The following is a 20,334-nucleotide window of genomic DNA, read 5'->3' as shown; positions in this document are numbered from 1 at the left end:
GTTCGATCGGGCAGGCTTTCAGCTGTTCCCTGTCGCAAACAGCAAAATAAAGAAACAAAGGAAAAAATGGAAACAACCGGAAACACCATATTTATTAGCGGCGGGAGCGCCGGAATTGGCTTAGCTATCGCCAAAAAATTTAGCGCAGCAGGCAACAAAATTATCATTAATGGTCGAAAACAAGCGCGCCTGCAAAGTGCCCTGACCCAGTTGGATAACGCCATTGCCATACAGGGCGATTTATCAGTGAAGGCAGATCGGTTAAAGATTGTTGAAGAACTAAAAAACAATCATCCAAATCTAAATATCATCATCAATAATGCTGGCGCAGCTTTTATGAACGATTTGAGCGACAGCAGTAGTAACACAGCAGATAAAGCTTACGAGGAAATTAACACCAATTACATCAGCGTAATAGACTTTACGGCTTTAACTTTGCCACAGCTTTTAAAACAAGAAGAAGCTGCCATTGTAAACGTTTCTTCGATTGCAGTATTCAGGTCTAACAAATACCTGCCTACCTATTCTGCAAGCAAGGCCGCGCTCCATGGTTATACCCAAGGACTTAGGGATACTTTTGCAGAAAACGACAAATTAAATGTTTATGAACTCTACCCACCCTTGGTAAATACAGAATTTTCTGCGGGGATTGGTGGAGCAAATGGCATTCCAGCATCGGAAGTAGCGGATGAACTGTTTATTGCGTTGGAGAAAAACCAGTTTGAAGTTCCGGTGGGCGATACGAAAAAAATCCATGAACTGGTTTTCCCGATTACGGAGAATGTTCCCCATTAATCGCACGGCAATGAACATAAAAGGTAAAACCATACTCATTACTGGCGGGGGCTCTGGCATAGGGCTTGAAGCCGCGAAGCAATTTTTAGAACTAGGTGCAAAGGTGATTGTTACCGGTAGAAATCAGCAGAAACTGGATTTGGCAAAAAATGCCTACCCAACACTTGTTTGCATCAAAAGCGATGCAGGTAGCGGGGAAGATGCTTTGGCACTTTTCAAAAAGGTAAGCGAACTTGGCGGCATTGATATCTTATACAACAACGCTGGTGTGGGTGTAGCTCCAAAAAACCTGGGTATTTCCAGCGACGACCATTTTAAAGGAGCGGAATATGAAATGCAGGTTAATTACCTAGGGGTAATCCGTTTAAACAACCTTTTTATGGAAATGCTTAGATCCAGAAACGAAAGTGCCATCATCATGACCACTTCCATTCTCAGCATAGTTCCCTCTTTAATTGAAGCCACTTATTCGGCATCTAAAACGGCCCTGGCTTTCTACACCAGATCGTTAAGAGCGCATCTCAATATCATAGGTGCTAAAGTGAAAGTTTTTGAACTCCTGCCACCCCTGGTTGATACGGAAATGGTAGCCGACAGGGATGATAAAAAGATGAGTACCGGGCAGTTGGTAGCAGGACTGATAAAAGGACTTCAACAAGATCAGTATACTATTCGGGTGGGCGACTCCAAAATTATATTTATGTTTAACCGGATTTTACCCAACCTGGCGTTCAGCCTTATCAACCCAAAAAAGCTAAATTCACTACTAAAATCATAACCATCTTCAAATGAAAGCATGCATAGTAAAAAAATATGATAAAAAGGGGGTTCTTGAATTTACCGATTCAACTATTCCACTCATCAAGGATGACGAGATTTTGGTAAAAGTCCATGCTTCTGGTCTCAATCTCTTGGATTCTAAGATAAAGTCTGGTGAGTTTAAGCTGATACTGCCTTATAAACTGCCACTTATTCTTGGACATGATGCAGCTGGTATAGTGAGTCAGATCGGAAAAAATGTTAAACAGTTCAAGGTCGGTGATGAGGTTTTCGCACGTCCAGCAGATTTCAAAATCGGCACCTTTGCCGAATTTATAGCGATCAATGAAAAAGATTTAGCCTTAAAACCAGCGAACCTTTCTATGGAAGAGGCAGCATCGGTTCCCCTTGTGGCGCTCACGGCCTGGCAAGCCCTGGTAGAAAGAGGAAGCCTCAAAAAGGGACAGAAAGTATTTATCCAAGCGGGATCTGGTGGTGTAGGCACAATTGCGATACAACTGGCTAAATACCTGGGTGCAACGGTAGCCACAACGGCAAGTGAAAGGAGCTTTGCCATGTTGAAGGAACTTGGCGCAGATGTGCTGATCGATTACAAAAATGAAGATTTTGAGGCTATCTTAAAAGATTATGATGTTGTGCTGAACAGCCAGGACGGCAAGACATTGAAAAAATCATTAAATATCCTAAAGCCTGGAGGTAAGGCAATTTCAATCTCCGGACCACCAACACCCGATTTTGCCAAGGCAATTGGTGCATCATGGATCATCAGAACCGTTCTATCGTTAACTAGTTTTGGCATCAGAAAAAAGGCCAGAAAACTGGGTGTAGATTATTCATTTCTATTTATGAAAGCTGATGGAAAGCAATTGCAGCAAATTTCTAAACTGATCGAACAGGGCGTTATTAAACCTGTGTTAGACAAGGTCTTTCCTTTTGAAAAAATCAATGATGCGATGGAATACGTGGAGAGTGGCCGTGCTAAGGGAAAAGTGGTCGTTAATATTCAATAAGTTAATTTGTTTATTTAATTTATGGAAAATCTAAACCAAGTTGAAGCACTTAAGTCGTCGCCAGAGTTAGTAGCAAAACTCTACGAGCACAGTACGCTTAAGAAATATGAAGCGGGTAGCGCCATTCTGAATGAGCAGGCACACATCAGAGCCATACCTATTGTGGTAAAAGGCAGTATGAAAGTAATGCGCACAGAAGAAGATGGACGCGAGATCCTGCTTTACTATATTAAAGCCGGCGAGAGTTGTATCATGTCGTTTCTGGGCGGCATGCACAACGAAACGAGTAAGGTAAAAGCTGAAGTGGAAGAAGATGCCGAAATTTTATTCCTTCCGATTGATAAAGCGTCACTCTTTATTAAGGAGTATCCGCAGTGGCTGGATTATATTTTCCGTTTATACCATAAGCGGTTCGAAGAACTTTTAGAAATGGTTAACGCCATAGCCTTCAAAAAAGTGGATGAACGGTTGCTTAACCTGCTACATAAAAAGGCTGCCCTTACCGATAGTAAAATCATTGCCATTACCCACGAGCAATTGGCCAACGAACTGGGTACGGCCCGCGTGGTAGTTTCTCGTCTACTTAAACAACTGGAAGATCAAGGCACCGTAAATTTGGGAAGAAATAAAATTATCCTTGTGTAACTAAAGTAGCTGTGTCCATTTTTCATTTGCACTAGCTTTGAGCTAATAAAGCAAGCACATGGAAATTATTGGCTATCTGGCATCAGTTCTTATTGGCATATCATTAGGGTTAATTGGCGGAGGGGGTAGCATATTAACAGTTCCAGTGCTGGTTTATCTCTTTTCGATCGATACGGTTCTTGCAACAACCTACTCTCTTTTTGTGGTAGGGTTTACAAGTTCGGTAGGCTCACTTTCCTATTTAAAAAAGGGGTGGGTAGAGGTAAGGATTGTCCTGTTTTTTGGTCTGCCTTCTACCATTTCTGTGTTCTTAACCCGTCATTACTTGCTACCGCGAATTCCGGAACTGGTGATGAATGTAGGCGGTTTCGAGCTGACCAGGTCTATCTTACTGATGCTTTTTTTTGCAGTTTTAATGTTACTTGCCGCTTACAGCATGATTAAAAAAGCTGTTGAAGGCGAGGAGGAATGTAATAGGACTGCCCATATGATTTGGATAGTGGTACGAGGTCTCTTGGTAGGCATTGTAACTGGCCTTATCGGTGCCGGTGGTGGTTTCTTAATTATACCGGCATTGATTAAGCTGTTAAAACTAACAATGAAAACCGCTGTAGGTACTTCGCTTGTCATCATTGCGGTGAATTCATTAGCAGGATTTGCGTTTTCTATGGACCAAAGCCCTGTTCGCTGGCCTTTTTTACTCACCGTTACCATAATTGCTATATTTGGCATTTTTATCGGCAGCTATCTATCCGCCAAAATAGAGGGTAAAAAACTAAAACCCGCTTTTGGATGGTTTGTGCTGGTTATGGGCATCTACATCTTGATTAAAGAAATATTATTAAAAAGAATATAGCCTTTGTAACTAAAGTAACTGTACAAAAAAAATAATAGCCCCAACTTTACAACAGAATTATAAAACCAAAACTGATGTTTTTTGAACACATATATGATAAAAGCTTAGCCCAGGCGAGCTATCTAATAGGTTGCCAAGCCAAAGGCGAAGCAATTGTGATTGATGCACAACGTGATATGGATGTGTATTTAAAAATTGCAGCGCAGCATAACCTCACCATCACCCACATTGCCGAAACGCATATCATTGCTGATTTTTTAGCTGGCTCCAGAGAATTGGCAGCAGTAACGGGCGCTAAATTGTACTTATCAGCCGAAGGTGGTGAAGATTGGCAATACCAATTCGAGCATGTTGGCTTGAAAGATGCCGACGTTATCAGGGTGGGAAATCTGACATTAAAAGTTTTGCATACGCCCGGCCATACGCCAGAGAGCATCAGCTTTTTGCTCACCGACCATCCCACAACCAGTGAACCTGTGATGATCTTTACCGGAGATTTTGTATTCGTAGGGGATATCGGCCGACCGGATCTACTTGAGAAAGCAGCCGGATTAGCGGGAAGTCAGGAAATAGGTGCCAAACAGATGTACAAATCTGTACAGGCTTTCGCAGCACTTCCGCAATTTATACAGGTTTGGCCGGGCCATGGTGCCGGTTCGTCCTGTGGCAAAGCGCTTGGCGCTGTGCCAAGCTCAACGGTAGGCTATGAGAAAATTAGAAATTGGGCGTTTCAATATCAGAATGATGAAAATAGCTTTGTAGACAATTTGCTCGCCGGACAACCCGAGCCTCCCAAATATTTTGCCATGATGAAACACTTGAACAAAGTTGAAAGGCCACTATTGGTTGAAGTGCCAAAGCATATCCAATTATCTGACGAAGCCTTTAAAAAAGCATATGAAGACGGCGTTAGCGTGATAGATACCCGCAATAAAATGGACTTTGCAAAGTGTTTTATTCCAGGCAGCATCAACATTCAACATAACAATAGTTTAGCTACCTGGGCTGGCTGGATTTTAAACTACCAGGAGCAATTTATCTTAGTGGCCAATGATGATGAAATGGAAGATATTACCAGAAAGCTAATGCGCATTGGCCTAGACAATATTTACGGTTTTCTGGAAAATGTAAATAGTCCTGGTATTGAATTACAAACTGCGGAAGTAATTGATCTGAATTCATTCAGGGCTTATCTAAATTCCGAAGACGCACAAATTGTTGATGTACGTAATTTAAAGGAATATAATGATGGGCATATTGAAGGCGCTGAACATGTTTTTGTTGGTACACTGCCGGATAACCTGCACAAGATCAGTAAAGATAAACAGGTGGTGATCCATTGCCAAAGTGGCGACCGTGCCACCATTGCCTATTCTATTTTGATAAATAATGGTTTCGACAACATCAAAAACTATTCGGGCGGCATCAAAGAATGGTTGGCTAACGGAGGCGAAACGGTCTGATTGATATTTTTTATTTCATCTGGACAAAATAGAAGACAAAACATTTACAGAAGTAATTAAACGGATCCAATCAATATGTTAGAATTTTTAAAGCAACCATGGCCCTGGTACATTGCTGGCCCGTTAATTGGACTGACCGTGCCTGCACTACTCGTCCTCGGCAACAAGTCGTTTGGCATCAGCTCTTCGCTAAGGCATATCTGTGCGGCATGCCTGCCGGCAAATATCTCATTTTTTAAGTACGATTGGAAAAAAGAAGTATGGAATTTATTCTTTGTTTTTGGAATTTTAATTGGCGGTGCGCTTGCTATGGCGCTGCTCGCTAATCTAAACCCTGTTGTGGTTAACCCAAAGCTGGCGAAAGAACTGGCAGTTTATGGCATAAGCAATTACGATAACCTCGTTCCACTGGAGATTATGAACTGGCCTGCCTTATTTACCTTAAAAGGATTTCTGCTAATGATAGTTGGCGGGTTTATGGTGGGTTTTGGCACTCGGTACGCGGGTGGTTGTACCAGCGGACATGCCATTATGGGATTGTCCAATCTGCAATGGCCATCGCTGGTCGCCACTATTTGTTTTATGATTGGGGGATTCCTGATGGCCAATTTAATTTTACCTCACATTTTAGCGCTTTAAAAATAAACATGGAAAATAAGAAAAATACCGGTTTTGAAACCAGTTCTTTAGACACAGTTGGCCTGAACGAAAGCCAGGTAAAAACAACGTGGTACCAAAACATAAAATACCTGGTTGTAGGTATACTGTTCGGTATCGTCTTCGTTAAATCGGAGGTCATCAGCTGGTTCCGCATACAGGAGATGTTTCGCCTGCAATCCTTCCATATGTATGGCATTATTGGTAGTGCGATTATGGTAGGTATGGTATCAATTTTTTTGATTAAAAAATTTAATGTCAAAACCATTTACGGTGAGCCAATCGAATTTCATCCCAAGACTTTCAACAAAGGTCAGATCTATGGTGGATTAATATTCGGTTTGGGTTGGGCCATTACAGGCGCCTGTCCTGGTCCGCTGTTTGCACAAATCGGTACAGGCGCGACTGTGACTGTAGTTACGCTTTTGAGTGCCATTGCTGGTACTTGGGTGTATGGTTTTTTCAGGAATAAACTGCCACATTAGGTTATTGCCATACGCTGTTCAGGTTTATGATTAGTGTACCGATGGTTAATTTCCAAAATTGTGGTTGCTGAAGGGGAGGTTTTGTTGAGGCTGTAATTTCCTTTGTTGAAAACGTTAGCGTTTTTTTGTATTTCAAAGTTCAATTCCCATCGATAATCGATATTTGAAGTGAATAAGAGAAGCTTCAGGGAAATTTAATCTTTGGAAAAAGAGAATTTCGACTGTTTTTTTTAAAAAGCAGTTTATTAACCAGACTGATCATTTCATGGATGGAAAAAGGTTTTTCCAACACCGCATTACAACCGTATTCAGATAACGAGTATACTATTTTCGCATAGGCTGAAGTAATGATGACCGGAATGTTTTCAAACCCCTTAACAGATCGGACAGCTGCACAAAGCTCACCGCCATTCCAGTCAGGCAACAAATAATCCATTATTATAAGATCAGGACGATAGTTCTCGATTAGTTTGACTGCTTTTTCCGGTTCATGGCAGCCCTGACATTGATAACCATGCATCTCTAAGATTTCCTGCAGGGTTTCCAATAATACCAAATCGTCTTCTACGATAAATATTTTTTTTGCTTCTCCCATCCCTTTATACGTCATTCAATATTTACCATTTTTCAGTACATCCATGGCTATGCCTGAAGTCCACTTAAAGCTAATGGTTTAAAGTATTGATATCAAGTGATATGCCAATTTAATTTTGGTGAATTTTATATATTTTTTTATAATATGAGCTGAAAAATTTTCAGGAATTCTGAAGTTATTTCAGTTCGATTTCTGAAAAAGTTACACCCCGGCAAATAATTGCTTCAAACGCGTTAGAAGAGAAATAATGCCAGAATTTTACCAATACAATTTGTATTGAGTCTAAATAAAAATATCTTTGCAGAAAATTAATCATTGCAAATCCATTATTTTAAATTTATACCTATCCGATGCTATATAGAATTAACCGCATTACCAGGAAAGTATGTATCAACTTAGTTTCTGCTGCTTTTTCCTTTCTAATCTTAATTCCGCTACTTTCCCGTGCACAAAACAATATTGAAAACATAGTGACGCTTTCTGGCTTTGTAGCTGATGCAGACGGAAATCCTTTAAGTTACGCTACTATAAAAGTCGATTCCCGTAGTACAGCAACCGATAACCTAGGAAAATTTGAAATAAAAGACCTCTCACCAGGCAAACATCAGTTAACGATTAGCCTTATTGGTTACGAAACCCTCTATAAATCATTTGCTTTAACAGACAGCATTACTAATCTAAGCTTTACCCTTCAACAAGGGAACTCGCTTAATGAGGTCGTTGTAACTGCTGGAAGAAAACCGGAAAGTTTGAAAGATGTACCGTCATCTGTTACAATACTAAGTGCAAGGGATGTAAAAGAGCAACTAAATGTAAATCCATCAATAACGGCCATCCTGGGAAACACAGTCCCGGGACTAGGAACATCAAACAATAAAGCCACAAATGCCGGCCAAACGCTTCGCGGACGTCAGGTACTTGTATTAATAGATGGTATTCCCCAATCGACCCCGTTAATGAACGGTAGCAGGGACATCAGAACACTGGATCCTTCCGTTATTGAAAGAGTTGAGGTTATAAAAGGTGCTACGTCAATTTATGGAAACGGTTCTGCAGGTGGGATTATTAATTTTATCACAAAAAAAGCTACAGGCGATAAAGTAATCAGTGGAACAACAAGCGCAGGTGTAAATGGTAATCTTGCACATCCATCTAATACGCTGGGTTACCGTTTCTCTCAAACCTTGAGTGGCACGATAAACAAATTTTCGTATGTGGTTAATGGTACTTATAATTATACCGGTGTGCTGAAAGACGCAAAGGGAAATGTAAATGCCCAGCCTGATGGATTGGGTGAAAATAAACTTTACAACGCCTTTGTTAAACTAGCTTACAAGCCAAACGACCATAGTGAACTTGTTGCTTCATATAATTTATTCAGAAGCCTGCAAAAAAGTGACTATGTGAATGTTGTCGGCAAATATGGCATAACCCCTTCAGTTGGGCAGGAGGGGATTGATCCAGGTGAGCCAGCAGGAACACCATACAACCATAATGCATTGATTTCATATCATAACAATGCTTTGCCATTGGGAAGTTCACTTGATGTTTCGGCGTATTATAATGGTTTTGTTTCCATGAACAGGTATGTGGCACAGGGAACCGCATGGTATGGCCCGGGTCAGACTAAAATACAGTCCTTTAAAAAAGGCATTCGCCTAACGCTGAATACGCCATGGAAAGCCGGAAGCTTCGGCGATGGCGAAATTACCTACGGACTTGATTTATTGAACGATCGCACCAATCAGGTTCTTACAGACGGACGGGTTTATATTCCCGATATGAATATGTTAAACGTGGCGCCATATGCACAGATGAAATTTGATATACTTACAAATTTTGTACTTAAAGCCGGCATTCGTTATGAAAATGCCAGGGTGAAGGTTCATGATTTCAATACGATTGCAAGAGGTCCTAATGGGCAGGGTAGTATTCCGGTAACCGGTGGTAAAATACCATACAAGGCGACAACTTTTAATGCTGGTTTGAGGTATAATAAATATGATTTTTTTAACCCCTTTGTAAGTTTTTCTCAGGGCTTTGCGATTAACGAACTTGGACGTATTCTGAGAACGGCAACGAGCAGCACGCTGGAAAGTATTGCAACAGATCCAATTATAACAAATAATTATGAGGCAGGATTCAGCAGTAAAGTCGGCATCTTAAACCTAACCGGTGCTTATTTCATTAGTACATCCAAACTGGGTGCGAACCTGGTTGATGTAGGTGGATTTCTTGTTCCTCAACGTGAGCCTGAACGAATTAAAGGTTATGAAATCACTGCTGATTTAAATTTGAGTATACAATGGGCAGTCGGTGGAAGTTATTCTTATGTTGAGGGAAAAGCGGAGCAGGCTAACGGAACTAAAGTTTACATGAATGGTTTACGTATCGCACCGCCTAAGGCTACTGCTTACCTAAGCTATCGTCCGGTTTCGGCACTTGATTTGAAATTATTTTGGGTTTATACCGGAAGTCGCGACCGTTTTGATGTGCGTGCAAATGGATTATTTGCCAATAGTGAAGGAGATGTAAAAGAGGTAAGCCTGTTTAATTTATCTGCGGGATACCGCTTTAACCGGAAATGGTCGGCAGGGCTTGGGGTAGAAAATATTTTAAATAGCTCGTATTTTCCTGTGGTTAGCCAGTACCGTGCTATTGATGCGGAATATGTACGTGGAAACGGTGCGACAATGAGTTTGAATCTTTCCTACAGTTTTTAATAATGGCGCGCAAAATATTTTTCTGGATACATACGTGGTTGGGGCTGGTTACAGGCCTTGTGGTTTTGATTGTGAGCCTTACTGCATGCGTAAATGTCTTTTCAGATGAATTGAAGGAATATTTTTATCATGATAAATATTATGTAAGAACCAGTTCCAGTACCCCGTTTATTGCTTTCAGTAAACTTCGGGATAATGCCCAAAAAGCGCTTGGTCCAGAGATCAAAATATCCCGGGCCGAAATTTATCCTGGCAAAGGGAGAACCTGGATATTCCGAGCCTCACTAACAGATAAAAAGCGTATCGGTTACTGGAACTATTACAAATACTATTACCGGGTGTATATGAACCCTTATACAGGGGAAGTAGTCTACATTGAGAACACAAAAAATGAGTTTTTTCAATTGGTGCTGAACCTGCACATGAATTTGTTATTGGGGGAGCCGGTAGGAACCTTAATAACCGGAATCTCTGTGCTTTGTTTTTTCGTTCTTCTGCTCACCGGGTTAGTCATCTGGTTCCCACGAAAATGGACGGTTAGGGGATTTAAAAAAGGACTTTTCATTGATCCGAAGGTTGGAATAAAAAGATTGATATATGATTTGCATAATGTATTGGGCTTTTATGCTTTGATCCCTGCTTTACTGATTGCCCTTACCGGGTTGGTTTTTACCTTTGCCTGGGCAGATGCATCTGTACAGTTTGTAGCCAATGGCGCGAAAGTAATTGAAAAGCGAAAAATCCCAAAATCGACGCCCAATAAAACCTATCCTACAGCTCCAATGGATAGTGTTGTTACTTCACTTCTACGCCAACACAGTAAGGCTGATGTACTTTCAATGCGATTCAGGGAAAAAGAAACCGATCCAATGGATGTGCAGGTAAGGTTGGCCAGAAACAGAACACACCTGTTTGAATGGTATTACTTTGACAGAAATACAGGAAAAATGCTGATGCATTACAATGATAGAAATGTTGTTGGCGGCGAGCAGTTCAGGACCATGAATTATGATTTGCATACCGGTGCATTTTCCGGCATCCCTACAAAAATTATCGCCTTTTTAATCGCACTTATCTGTTCAGCCATGCCAGTCACCGGATTTTTGATGTGGTACAATAAAGCCAATGGAAAGAAGAAGCAAAAAAGAAAACCGATAGTGGTCTAGTTATTCCTGCAAGGTAAAATGTCAATTGAGTTGTCGGGTTAATCAGTAGTTTCAATGTAAAGTATTATGTTTGTGTGAATCTACTGATTATGAAAAAAGGGGAAAACTGCGATTTAAAATCCTGTTTTATGTGTAAGCACACATTACCAGAGTGGCATGCTGCAATAAACAGTCATAAACGCAATTTCACTGCAAAAAAAGGGGAACTGATTATAAGAGAAGGCGATCCTGTAACCGGGGTATATTTCGTAACCTCCGGAAATATAAAAGTACATAAGCAATGGGGCGATAAAGAGCTGATTATTCGTTTCGCAAATAACGGAGCCATATTCGGCCACCGGGGGATAAGCTCAACAAATTTAGTTTATCCTATATCTGCTACCGCTCTGGAAACAACTTCACTCTGTTTTGTCGATATCGAATTTTTCAAAGCAACCTTAAAAGTTAATCATGATTTTGCTTATGAACTTTTAATGTTCTATGCTGATGAACTTCAGGCTTCTGAAAAGAAAATGAGGAATCTTGCACTGATGTCGGTAAAAGGCAGACTGGCTGTTGCTATTTTAAATCTTCGCGATCAATTTGGTTTAAACGAGGAGGGTTTTTTAAATTTAGCATTAAGCCGCCAGGATCTTGCTGCGTTTACGGGGGCTACTTATGAGACTGTTTTTAGAACGATGAATGAATTACTTTCTGAAAAGCTCATTCATGTTAAGAATAAAATGATTGGGATTCTGGATGAAGAAAGGCTGATAGACCTGAGTAAAAAATAGATTTTATGTTGGGAATTGTTTTATGCGGAGGCCTTAGCTTGCGGATGGGTGCAGATAAAGGTTTGTTAAATCACCAGGATAAGCTTTGGGCAACTTTAGCAAGCGACAAATTAAGATCGCTGGGCTTTGAAGTAAAATTTTCAGTTAATAAAAATCAGGAATCAGCTTATGCCGGGCATTTCAGTGAGGATAAACTTATTTTGGATAATCCATCATTGGATGTTAAAGGGCCTTTACATGGCGTGCTCTCTGTACATTTGTTAAATCCTGATGATGACTTATTCCTCCTTGCCTGCGATATGTTATCAATGGATGTAGCTGTTTTACAGCAACTAATGAATACTTTCATTTCTGAGAAATCTTTTGAAGCGTATATTTTTAAGAAAAACGGCCATCAGGAACCCTTGTGTGGCATCTACACAGCTGTCGGCTTGAGAAAAATAATGAAGATGTTGCAAACAGGTGTTCTGGAAAAGCATAGTATGAAATTTGTTTTATCACAACTTAACGTTCTCGAAATTCCCGTTGAAGCTAAAGATTATCACTCGTTTGATAATTTTAACTCACATGCCGAGGTAAACGGTTTATAGCGACTGTAGTTCAGATTGTTCAATTCGGAAAAAATTAGCTTTTTCTCCTTCACAGAGCGGGCAGCGGTACTCCTCAGGTAAATCTTCAAATCGGGTTCCGGCTGGAATATCGTTTTCCGGCTCACCAATTAATTCATTGTAAACCGTCAGGCAGTTCTTACATTGCTCAAGGGAAATACCCGCATCTTTGGTTAATTCTTCTGTTTTAACGTTGCTGTATTTTTTATTGATTTCCAGGGCATTCAACCGGTATTTATAAAAACTGTAGATTGCTCTTCGGATTTGCTCCGGCAATATGCCCCTGGGGTTACTGCTACTGAATACTTTGCCTGTACGTTCATTGGGGTTAAAATCCTTAGCGCATAGAATATCATAAACCGGGAATAGTTTTAGTATCCATAGATTAATTAAGTGACGCTTACGGATCAATATGCTGCTGAAAACCTCACTTTTTTTTCGGGTTTTTATGCCAAAGCAAATGCCGAAAGTCCTGGTATCGTTAATACTTAAATTTCTGATGAGAAAGTTTTTCAATTCCAAACCTTCCATGCAATTATCCTCTACCTGAAAGTTAAGCTCGTTGGCTGCATGCCTCATATTGATTTCGAACTCTTCAAGCAGATCGTTCCACAATTTTTTATCCTTTTCGTCAATTTCCTTAACAATAATGGTTTTCCATGAAGTGCAGCAAAGCTGACCAAGCTTGGTTTTTAAACATAGCTGACATAGACGTTTTAAGAAAGATACTTTGAATAACTCATCCCGACGGTATATGCCCAGCCAGTATTTGTTGTTATAACGATTGAGTCCCTCATAATAAGGCAGGTTGAATGAGGATAGTTCTACTGGTTTATCAGCACTTTTAAGAACAAAGCCTTCTTCGTTTAAAAGTGCAAAAAGTTCCGCTCCATTGGCATCGGGGTTATCTATAAATTGCGCAGGATCACCGGTAATTAATTTTTCGAGCGTTTTGGTCAGTTTTGCGATGTGATTGGTGTAGCAAAGTTGTTTCCATTCATAGGTTACGTTTGTTTTAGGGAAGCGGATAATCAAATGCCAATAATGTTCCGCCTGTGAAGATGCTATCCAATTAATATTGCCGGTAAGCATGGGCGTAAAGCTCTGGTTACTGTCGCAAATGTTTACTTTTACTTTAGGCTTAAAGTCAATTTCATCTAAAATATCTTTGTAAACGCCCCCGGTTAGCCACGTGTTTGTGATAAATATTTCTTCAGCAGGATAAGAGCTGATAATGTTAGGAAACTTATTTTCATCAACTTCGTATTCCACATTTATTTTACCCAGTTTATTGGTGAAATTGGAAAGATTATAACTTGCCACATCAACCAGTAACTGTTGCCGGAGTCCGAAGCGAACAAAAGTGATTTTTGCTTTTGATGCAGCGACGAGTATATTATTTAAAGTCCCAGGCGAAATTATTCCCCCTGGAAAGTTGATGATAACAGTTTGATCCATACTATGTTTTAATCAGCCCAAATTCGGCTACTGCTTTTGGAAAATTTTGATTTTCATGCCCCGGACGGCAGAGTTTTAAAAGGGCAAATCGCTGGATATTAGTCAAGCTTTGCCATTGGTTAAGGGAGATTTCGAGCTGTAATTCTTCTGTTTTTTCTTTCAGAATATATGGAAGTTCATTCAGGTTTTGCCATGCGGGGTATTGTTCTATAACCAATTCTGTAGCTTCTTTTCCTGTATGCTTTATAATTAGTTCGCGAAGATTATTTCGGTAATGATTGATTTCTGTTTTCGAAGAGGTGGGTAGTAACGCCAATTCAATCCTTTCTGATGAATAAAATCTTCCCCATTCCGAAAGTTTCAGCTTGATGCCAGCCAGATCCATTTTAAAACGAACCGACATCGGAATGCAACGGATATTCTCTTCCATAAAATCTTCTTCAAAGCTGAAATATTCAATCCCACGGAGATTAATAAATTCTGAGGGCGCATGCTTTAATTTCATCATCTTTAAATAAATTTAGTTTGCTAAAACAGTTTCGGGTTTGGTTTTTAAAACATTTACAAAGGAATCGAGAATGGCTTTAACTTCCGGGCGGCAACTTCCGCAACCCATTCCGGCACCGGTAAGCTGACAAAGTTGTAAATGGTCTTTGCAGCCGTCTTTGATCTTGTTAATTAAATTGCCCTCGCCAACATTATTACAGGTGCAAACGGTTTTGCCAAGAACAGGTTCGGCTGTTTTTCCGCTTCTTAAAAGCTGCAGCCTTTTTTCGCTCAGCTCCATTTTGTTTTCTATCAGGTTTCTGAACTCAAGAAACTCATTTTTATCGCCGATTAATATTGCGCCAACCAGCTTATCGTTATGAACGATACACTTTTTGTAATAACGTTTTGCTTTGTCGATAAATGTAATTTCTTCGTATTCAGGGTCGTTTTCAGGTACTTCCGCCAAACCCAAAGAACATAATTCCAGGCTATGCATTTTAAGTATATTCATCAGCAAGCTACCCTGATAAAATTTAGAGATATCGCCACATAAATATCGGGCTACAATTTCTGCCTGTTGTTCCGCTGCTGCGGTAATGCCGTACATCTGACCATAAAGTTCGGCAATTTCGCCGATGGCATAAACATCATTTTCACTTGTTTTCAAGTACTCATCTACAACGACACCTCGTTTACATTCAATACCCGCATCTTTAATCAACTCTGTATTTGGCACGGTTCCAATTGCAATAATCAGCGATTCACAATCCAGGTATAAACCGCTTTTTAAACGAACGCCTGATATTTCCTTTTCTCCAATCACACGGCCAATCTCATCATTATATAAAATTTCGATGCCTTTACTCAGCAGTTCCTCATGCAGCAACTGACTGCCTAAAGCATCAAGCTGTCTGCCCATTAATCTTGAAATTCGCTGAATAACCGTAACTTTTGACCCTTTCTCTGCCAGTGAAGAGGCAAGCTCAATACCTAATAAGCCACCGCCAACAATAACAACTTTGCCATTTGTCATGGTGGCATGTTTTTTAAAGTTATCCGCATCAGTGCGGCTTCTCATGGTAAATATTCCTTTAAGCGGGGGAAGGTCTTTAAGCATAAAAGCCCTGCTGCCTGTTGCCAGGATAAGGATGTCGTAATGATGAATTTCACCTTTACCATCCAGAATAGTTTTATCGTTTTTGTTGATTTTTTCTATTCCTAAGCCGCGGTGAAGTTTAATCCGGTAATCAGATTCCTCACTATCGCTCATTTTAACAAGGTTATGCCAGGGTAGCGTGCCAACAATGTAATCGGGCAGGAGCACACGGTTGTAAAATGGAAAATCTTCTTTGCTGAATATTTCGATATCATCTTCAACATTTAAAGCCCTGTAACTTTTTACAAAACCACAAGCGCCCGCACCGGCGCCTATAACAATAATCTTTTGGCGTGGTTTCTTATACAAGTTTACCTCTACCGCTGTAAATTTAAAATCGGGTTCTTTACTTAGTGGGTCGACAAGGTTATTGGTCACATTGTTAGCCCTGTTAAGGTCACTTTTTAGAATTTTACCCCAGTGCATGGGCATAAAAACAACGCCGGGTTTTATATCTGCTGATAATTTTGCCTTTAACCTCACGTTTCCCCTCAGGCTGGACATCTCCACGACATCATTGTCCTTAATATTTCTTTTTTCCGCATCCGCGGGATGGATTTCCAGAAAAGATTCGCTTATGTGCTGATTCAGTTTGTTTACTTTTCCGGTTTTGCTGCGGGTATGCCATTGGTCTCTGATTCTTCCTGTCGTTAAAATGAGTGGGTGTTCAGGGGTTAATGGCTCCGATTGATTCTGGCTATCAAAAGAAATGATATTTGCTTTTTTGTCTGGCGTGTAAAATTGATGGTTTTCGAACAACCTTTTCGTTCCCGATGATAGCTCACCTTTTGGGTATGGCCATTGGACAGCTCTTTTTTCTTTCAGAATCTGATAATTCAGTCCGCTGATATCGATGTTTGTTCCCTCGGTTAACGCGGCGTGTTCATCGTAAATAGCTGATGAATCCTCAAAGTCAAATCCTTTGTAACCCATTTTTTTTGCAAAGCGACAAATAATTTCTGCATCAGGCAAAGCCTCGCCTGGCGCTTGTAACACTTTACTTAAATAGGAAATATAGCGACCGGCATTGGTCATGGTACCTTCTTTTTCGGCCCAGGCCGCTGCCGGTAAAACCACATCAGCGTATTTTAAAGTTTCTACTTTATTGCTGATGTCCTGAACAACCACAAACTTCGCTTTTTTCAGACCTTCTTCTGCCCGGCGAACATCGGGCAGGCTAATGAGTGGATTGGTGCATAAAATCCAGATGGCTTTAAGCTTTCCGGTATTCAGTTCATCAAACATTTCGGTAGCGGTAAGTCCGGGTTTTGGCTGAATGGTTCCAAGTGGAATCTGCCAGAACTTTTCTACTTCGTTGCGGTGGCTTTCATCCGCTAAATTTCGATGTGCCGGAAGTAAACTACTCAATCCGCCAACTTCTCTGCCACCCATGGCATTTGGCTGCCCGGTAAGGGAAAAAGGACCGCTGCCTGGTTTGCCAATGTTGCCTGTAATTAAATTGAGGTTAATGAGGGAAAGGTTTTTGTTTGTGCCGACGACACTTTGATTAAGCCCCATGGTCCACATCGAAATGAAACCCGTAGCGTTGCCGATAAAAGATGCAGCCAACCGAATATCGCTTTCTTCAATGCCACAAATTTTGGCTGCCCCGGCTACCGAAGTTTCAAAAACCGTAGAGCGGTATTTTTCATAACCATTTGTACTGGCTGAGATAAAATCAACATCAATTTTTCCATCTTCAATTAAACACCTTCCTAAAGCATGGTGTAAGGTTATATCCGTGCCGGGATTAAGTTGTAAATGGACATCTGCCAATGAGCAGGTTTGGGTTTTCCTTGGGTCGCTAACAATGATTTTTAAATCAGGATTACTGGCCTTTGCAGCCTCAACCCTTCGCCATAAAATAGGGTGGCACCAGGCTGGGTTAGCACCGGCAACGAAAATACAGTCCGCAATTTCAATATCATCATAACTAATTGGAACGGTATCTTCGCCCAGACTCATTTTATAACCAACAACCGCACTGCTCATACATAAGCGGCTGTTGGTATCGATATTATTGCTACCGATAAAGCCTTTCATTAATTTATTTACAACATAATATTCTTCGGTCAGGCATTGTCCGCTCGCATAAAAAGCCACGCTGTCAGGACCATATTTCGCTATCAGTGCTTTAAAAACCATTGCAGTTCGTTCAAGTGCCATATCCCAGCTTACCTGTTGCAGTGGCATATTTTTGTTGTAACGCATTGCCGGATAAAGCAGGCGATCGCTCTTGTCGTTTGCTGTATAATGCAGGTTCATGCCCTTGCTGCAAAGCATGCCCTTGTTTACCGGATGGTTTTTATCTCCTTCAACGGTAATTCTTTCCTGATTATCCTTATTAAGCACAATGCCGCAACCCACTCCGCAGTAGCAGCAGGTTGTTGTATTGGTGTTTGCTTTGTTGTGCTCTATATTCAATTAAGATTTTTTGAAGGGTGTAAATGAAATTAATTGCCCGTGGCTAGCGTGAGTTCCTCAACCTTTGCTTTCTTTTGTGCCATTACTGTTCTGAAAATAAAAACAGCAATGCCTATACCCAGGATAATGTAGCCGAGTGATGTGAAAGCTGCGGTATAATCAATCAAATCTTTCTGAACAGTTTTCCCGTTTTCGATAGCTGATTTTGTAAGGTGGCCGGCTTGCGATTTAAACAGGAAAGCAATTAACATGGCGCCAATATTTCCTCCGGCGCCAACAATTCCGGCCACACTACCAACTGCTACAGGATTTATAAAAGGAACAAGACTGTATGTAGCGCCATTAGCCATTTTTAAACTTAGCCCGAAAATGAACATCATGAAAATCGCCATTCCGATATTGCCTGATTTAGCAAACCAGAGCAGGCCAATTCCTTCAATCAAAAGTAGAATGGAAAGTAAAAGTGTTTTGCCATCAAAACCCCATACTTTTCCAATTTTATCGGCCACGATACCACCCATGGGCCTGGCGAAAATATTAATCCATCCAAAAATTCCGGCAACTAAACCTGCTATGGCTATGGTTGCACCAAAGGAATCTGTAAAGAAAATAGGTGCGAAATTATCAACCGTTATCTCTACACCGAAACAGGCGGCATAAGCGATGGTTAAAATCCAGGTACGGTAATCTTTCGCAGCAATTAAGAAGGTGTTCTTGCTGCTTTTAATGGTTTCATCTTCCAGATTTTTAAAATCACCTTGTGGGCTATCCTGCGTATAACGATGGTATAAAAAAGCGCAGACTAAAAGCATTATGCCCGGGAAAATCATCGCGTAACGCCAGCTATCTGCCGAACTGCAAAAACCAAGAGCCGTTAATGCTGATGCGATTAATGGCATAAAAACATTTGCAGCACCGCCTCCGGCATTTCCGAAACCACCTGCAGTAGCATTTGCTGTTCCTTTTATGTTGGATGCAAACATAATTGAGGTATGGAATTGCGTAATTACGAAAGATGCGCCGATAATACCGATGGCTAATCGAAAGAGTAAAAATGAGGTGTAGGATTGGCTGGTTCCGATAAGTAGAACAGGTATTGCGCAAAGCACTAAAAGCCAGGTGTAAATTGACTTGGGCCCAAATTTATCGATTAGCCTTCCGATTAAAAGCCTGGCCAGAATGGTTGCCGAAACAGATGCAATTTGTATGTTTCCTACCTGGTCTTTGGTGAGGTGCAATTGTTCCCTAGCTATTTTCATCAGGGGCGCCATTCCAAACCATGCAAAAAAGCAAAAGAAGAAGGTAAGCCAGGTAATGTGAAAGGTTTTCATTTGAACCCCTTTCAATGAAAATATATTAAGTTTTTCTAAAGGTTTATTTGTTGTTTGAGCTGTCATGAGGATTGGTTTAGATTTTAAAAAGCTGATTCCTGTTAAAATTTGTAGCCTAGTCCTGCACCTACATTCCATTCGCCGTTCTTTACAGCTGTTTTCGCATTATAATAAAATGGCAGCTGAACAGCGAAATGATGAAAGGCGGCGGTTAAGCCAAAACCGAGATTGGGTGTCAGTAAGCTGTTCTTTGTAGCTCCGGACGGTACTTTGTCTTCTTTTATTCTTAAACTCGGAAGTAAACCGGCAGAAATGGAAAAAGGTTTTTTGCTAAACTTAATACTCGGTCCAACGCAATTGAGGTAAGCGCCATGGTCTACATAGCCTGCTACAATTGTTCCATCGAATAAGGTCGCCTTGGTTTGAGCTTTAACCACGAATGAAAGCATGGATATAGCAAGGCAGCTTAAAAAAGCTACATATTTTTTAATTTTCATGATGTTTAGTTTTGGTTTGTCTGCTGGGTTATGGGGCTACATGCTAAGAATTTACGGCGATGTAAACCGTTCCGTCTTCTACTTTTACCGGATAGGTTTTAATCGCACACTCATCTCCACTTAAGCATTCGCCGGTTTTCAAGGAAAAATTCTTTTTATGAAATGGACACGCTACTTTAGGTTCGTCAGTAAGTGTTCCAATCATGCCCCGGCTTAGGGCCATTTGCTTACGATGCGGACATTCATTCTGTGTCGCATACCATTCATTTCTTCTAGTGAAATAAAAGAGCGCAATTTGTTCGTCTCCGTTTTTTACACACACGCCTCCATTCTCTACTGCATCCTCAACACGACAGGCGGCTAACCAATTGTTTTTTGTTTCTGTCATAATATTTTGAGTTTAGGTTTGATAATTTGTTGGTT

The 20,334-nt window shown here is 40.7% G+C and carries 19 protein-coding genes; 12 read left to right on the top strand and 7 right to left on the bottom strand.

Features of this window, described 5'->3' with window-relative positions; genetic code table 11:
- Window positions 1-66 precede the first annotated feature (66 nt).
- The 8 genes from ASF92_RS10710 to ASF92_RS10675 all read left to right on the top strand — a co-directional run bounded on the left by ASF92_RS10710 (window position 67) and on the right by ASF92_RS10675 (window position 6,691).
- Complete coding sequence (locus ASF92_RS10710; protein ID WP_056092205.1) at window positions 67-795, top strand: SDR family oxidoreductase; 729 nt, start codon at window positions 67-69, stop codon at window positions 793-795.
- 10 nt (window positions 796-805) lie between these two features.
- Window positions 806-1,573 (top strand): SDR family oxidoreductase, encoded by a 768-nt coding sequence (locus ASF92_RS10705; RefSeq protein WP_056093259.1) that lies wholly within the window; start codon window positions 806-808, stop codon window positions 1,571-1,573.
- 10 nt (window positions 1,574-1,583) lie between these two features.
- The gene (locus tag ASF92_RS10700; RefSeq protein ID WP_056092201.1) at window positions 1,584-2,585 is read left to right on the top strand and encodes an NADP-dependent oxidoreductase; all 1,002 of its coding nucleotides are present in this window, start codon (window positions 1,584-1,586) and stop codon (window positions 2,583-2,585) included.
- A 21-nt stretch (window positions 2,586-2,606) separates the two neighbouring features.
- Window positions 2,607-3,230: a Crp/Fnr family transcriptional regulator gene (locus ASF92_RS10695; RefSeq protein ID WP_056092198.1), complete on the top strand. Its 624-nt coding sequence runs from the start codon at window positions 2,607-2,609 to the stop codon at window positions 3,228-3,230.
- A 58-nt stretch (window positions 3,231-3,288) separates the two neighbouring features.
- Window positions 3,289-4,086, top strand: a complete 798-nt coding sequence (locus ASF92_RS10690) for a sulfite exporter TauE/SafE family protein (protein ID WP_056092194.1) — start codon at window positions 3,289-3,291, stop codon at window positions 4,084-4,086.
- Window positions 4,087-4,160: 74 nt separating this feature from the next.
- The gene (locus ASF92_RS10685) at window positions 4,161-5,549 is read left to right on the top strand and encodes a rhodanese-like domain-containing protein (RefSeq protein ID WP_056092190.1); all 1,389 of its coding nucleotides are present in this window, start codon (window positions 4,161-4,163) and stop codon (window positions 5,547-5,549) included.
- A 75-nt stretch (window positions 5,550-5,624) separates the two neighbouring features.
- The gene (locus ASF92_RS10680; protein ID WP_056092188.1) at window positions 5,625-6,188 is read left to right on the top strand and encodes a YeeE/YedE family protein; all 564 of its coding nucleotides are present in this window, start codon (window positions 5,625-5,627) and stop codon (window positions 6,186-6,188) included.
- An 8-nt stretch (window positions 6,189-6,196) separates the two neighbouring features.
- A complete protein-coding gene (locus ASF92_RS10675; RefSeq protein ID WP_056092183.1) occupies window positions 6,197-6,691 on the top strand; it encodes a DUF6691 family protein in 495 nt (164 codons plus the stop codon).
- Between the two features lie 184 nt (window positions 6,692-6,875).
- Here the strand turns inward: ASF92_RS10675 and ASF92_RS10670 are convergent, their stop codons facing one another.
- The gene (locus ASF92_RS10670) at window positions 6,876-7,286 is read right to left on the bottom strand and encodes a response regulator (RefSeq protein WP_056092180.1); all 411 of its coding nucleotides are present in this window, start codon (window positions 7,284-7,286) and stop codon (window positions 6,876-6,878) included.
- A 350-nt stretch (window positions 7,287-7,636) separates the two neighbouring features.
- Here ASF92_RS10670 and ASF92_RS10665 point away from each other — a divergent pair, with 350 nt between their 5' ends.
- The 4 genes from ASF92_RS10665 (at window position 7,637) to ASF92_RS10650 (ending at window position 12,538) form a co-directional block, all read left to right on the top strand.
- Window positions 7,637-10,009, top strand: coding sequence for a TonB-dependent receptor (locus ASF92_RS10665; protein WP_082489534.1), 2,373 nt, complete (start codon window positions 7,637-7,639; stop codon window positions 10,007-10,009).
- A gap of 2 nt (window positions 10,010-10,011) precedes the next feature.
- Window positions 10,012-11,175, top strand: coding sequence for a PepSY domain-containing protein (locus ASF92_RS10660; protein WP_056092177.1), 1,164 nt, complete (start codon window positions 10,012-10,014; stop codon window positions 11,173-11,175).
- A gap of 128 nt (window positions 11,176-11,303) precedes the next feature.
- Entirely contained in the window at window positions 11,304-11,948 is a 645-nt protein-coding gene (locus tag ASF92_RS10655) for a Crp/Fnr family transcriptional regulator (protein WP_231729793.1), read from the top strand.
- A gap of 5 nt (window positions 11,949-11,953) precedes the next feature.
- Window positions 11,954-12,538, top strand: coding sequence for a molybdenum cofactor guanylyltransferase (locus ASF92_RS10650; protein WP_082489533.1), 585 nt, complete (start codon window positions 11,954-11,956; stop codon window positions 12,536-12,538).
- Here the strand turns inward: ASF92_RS10650 and ASF92_RS10645 are convergent.
- From ASF92_RS10645 to nirD, 6 genes are read right to left on the bottom strand one after another with little or no spacing between them, the layout of a single operon-like run.
- Window positions 12,533-14,014, bottom strand: a complete 1,482-nt coding sequence (locus tag ASF92_RS10645; RefSeq protein WP_056092166.1) for a rubredoxin — start codon at window positions 14,012-14,014, stop codon at window positions 12,533-12,535. The two genes, ASF92_RS10650 and ASF92_RS10645, sit on opposite strands and share 6 nt — an antisense overlap.
- Window position 14,015: 1 nt before the next feature.
- The gene (locus tag ASF92_RS10640) at window positions 14,016-14,522 is read right to left on the bottom strand and encodes a nitrate reductase associated protein (protein ID WP_197413277.1); all 507 of its coding nucleotides are present in this window, start codon (window positions 14,520-14,522) and stop codon (window positions 14,016-14,018) included.
- 12 nt (window positions 14,523-14,534) lie between these two features.
- On the bottom strand, window positions 14,535-18,083 hold the full coding sequence (locus ASF92_RS10635) for a nitrate reductase (protein WP_056092163.1): 3,549 nt from the start codon (window positions 18,081-18,083) through the stop codon (window positions 14,535-14,537).
- A gap of 29 nt (window positions 18,084-18,112) precedes the next feature.
- A complete protein-coding gene (locus ASF92_RS10630; RefSeq protein WP_056092160.1) occupies window positions 18,113-19,480 on the bottom strand; it encodes an MFS transporter in 1,368 nt (455 codons plus the stop codon).
- A 35-nt stretch (window positions 19,481-19,515) separates the two neighbouring features.
- Window positions 19,516-19,911, bottom strand: coding sequence for a hypothetical protein (locus tag ASF92_RS10625; protein ID WP_231729792.1), 396 nt, complete (start codon window positions 19,909-19,911; stop codon window positions 19,516-19,518).
- A 43-nt stretch (window positions 19,912-19,954) separates the two neighbouring features.
- The gene (gene nirD / locus ASF92_RS10620; protein WP_056092154.1) at window positions 19,955-20,299 is read right to left on the bottom strand and encodes a nitrite reductase small subunit NirD; all 345 of its coding nucleotides are present in this window, start codon (window positions 20,297-20,299) and stop codon (window positions 19,955-19,957) included.
- Window positions 20,300-20,334 lie beyond the last annotated feature (35 nt).

Origin of the sequence: Pedobacter sp. Leaf176 (assembly GCF_001424305.1) — a bacterium.
Taxonomy (GTDB): domain Bacteria; phylum Bacteroidota; class Bacteroidia; order Sphingobacteriales; family Sphingobacteriaceae; genus Pedobacter.
The sequence above is the reverse complement of the archived record's forward strand: the minus strand, read 5'-3'. Positions and strand labels throughout refer to the sequence as shown.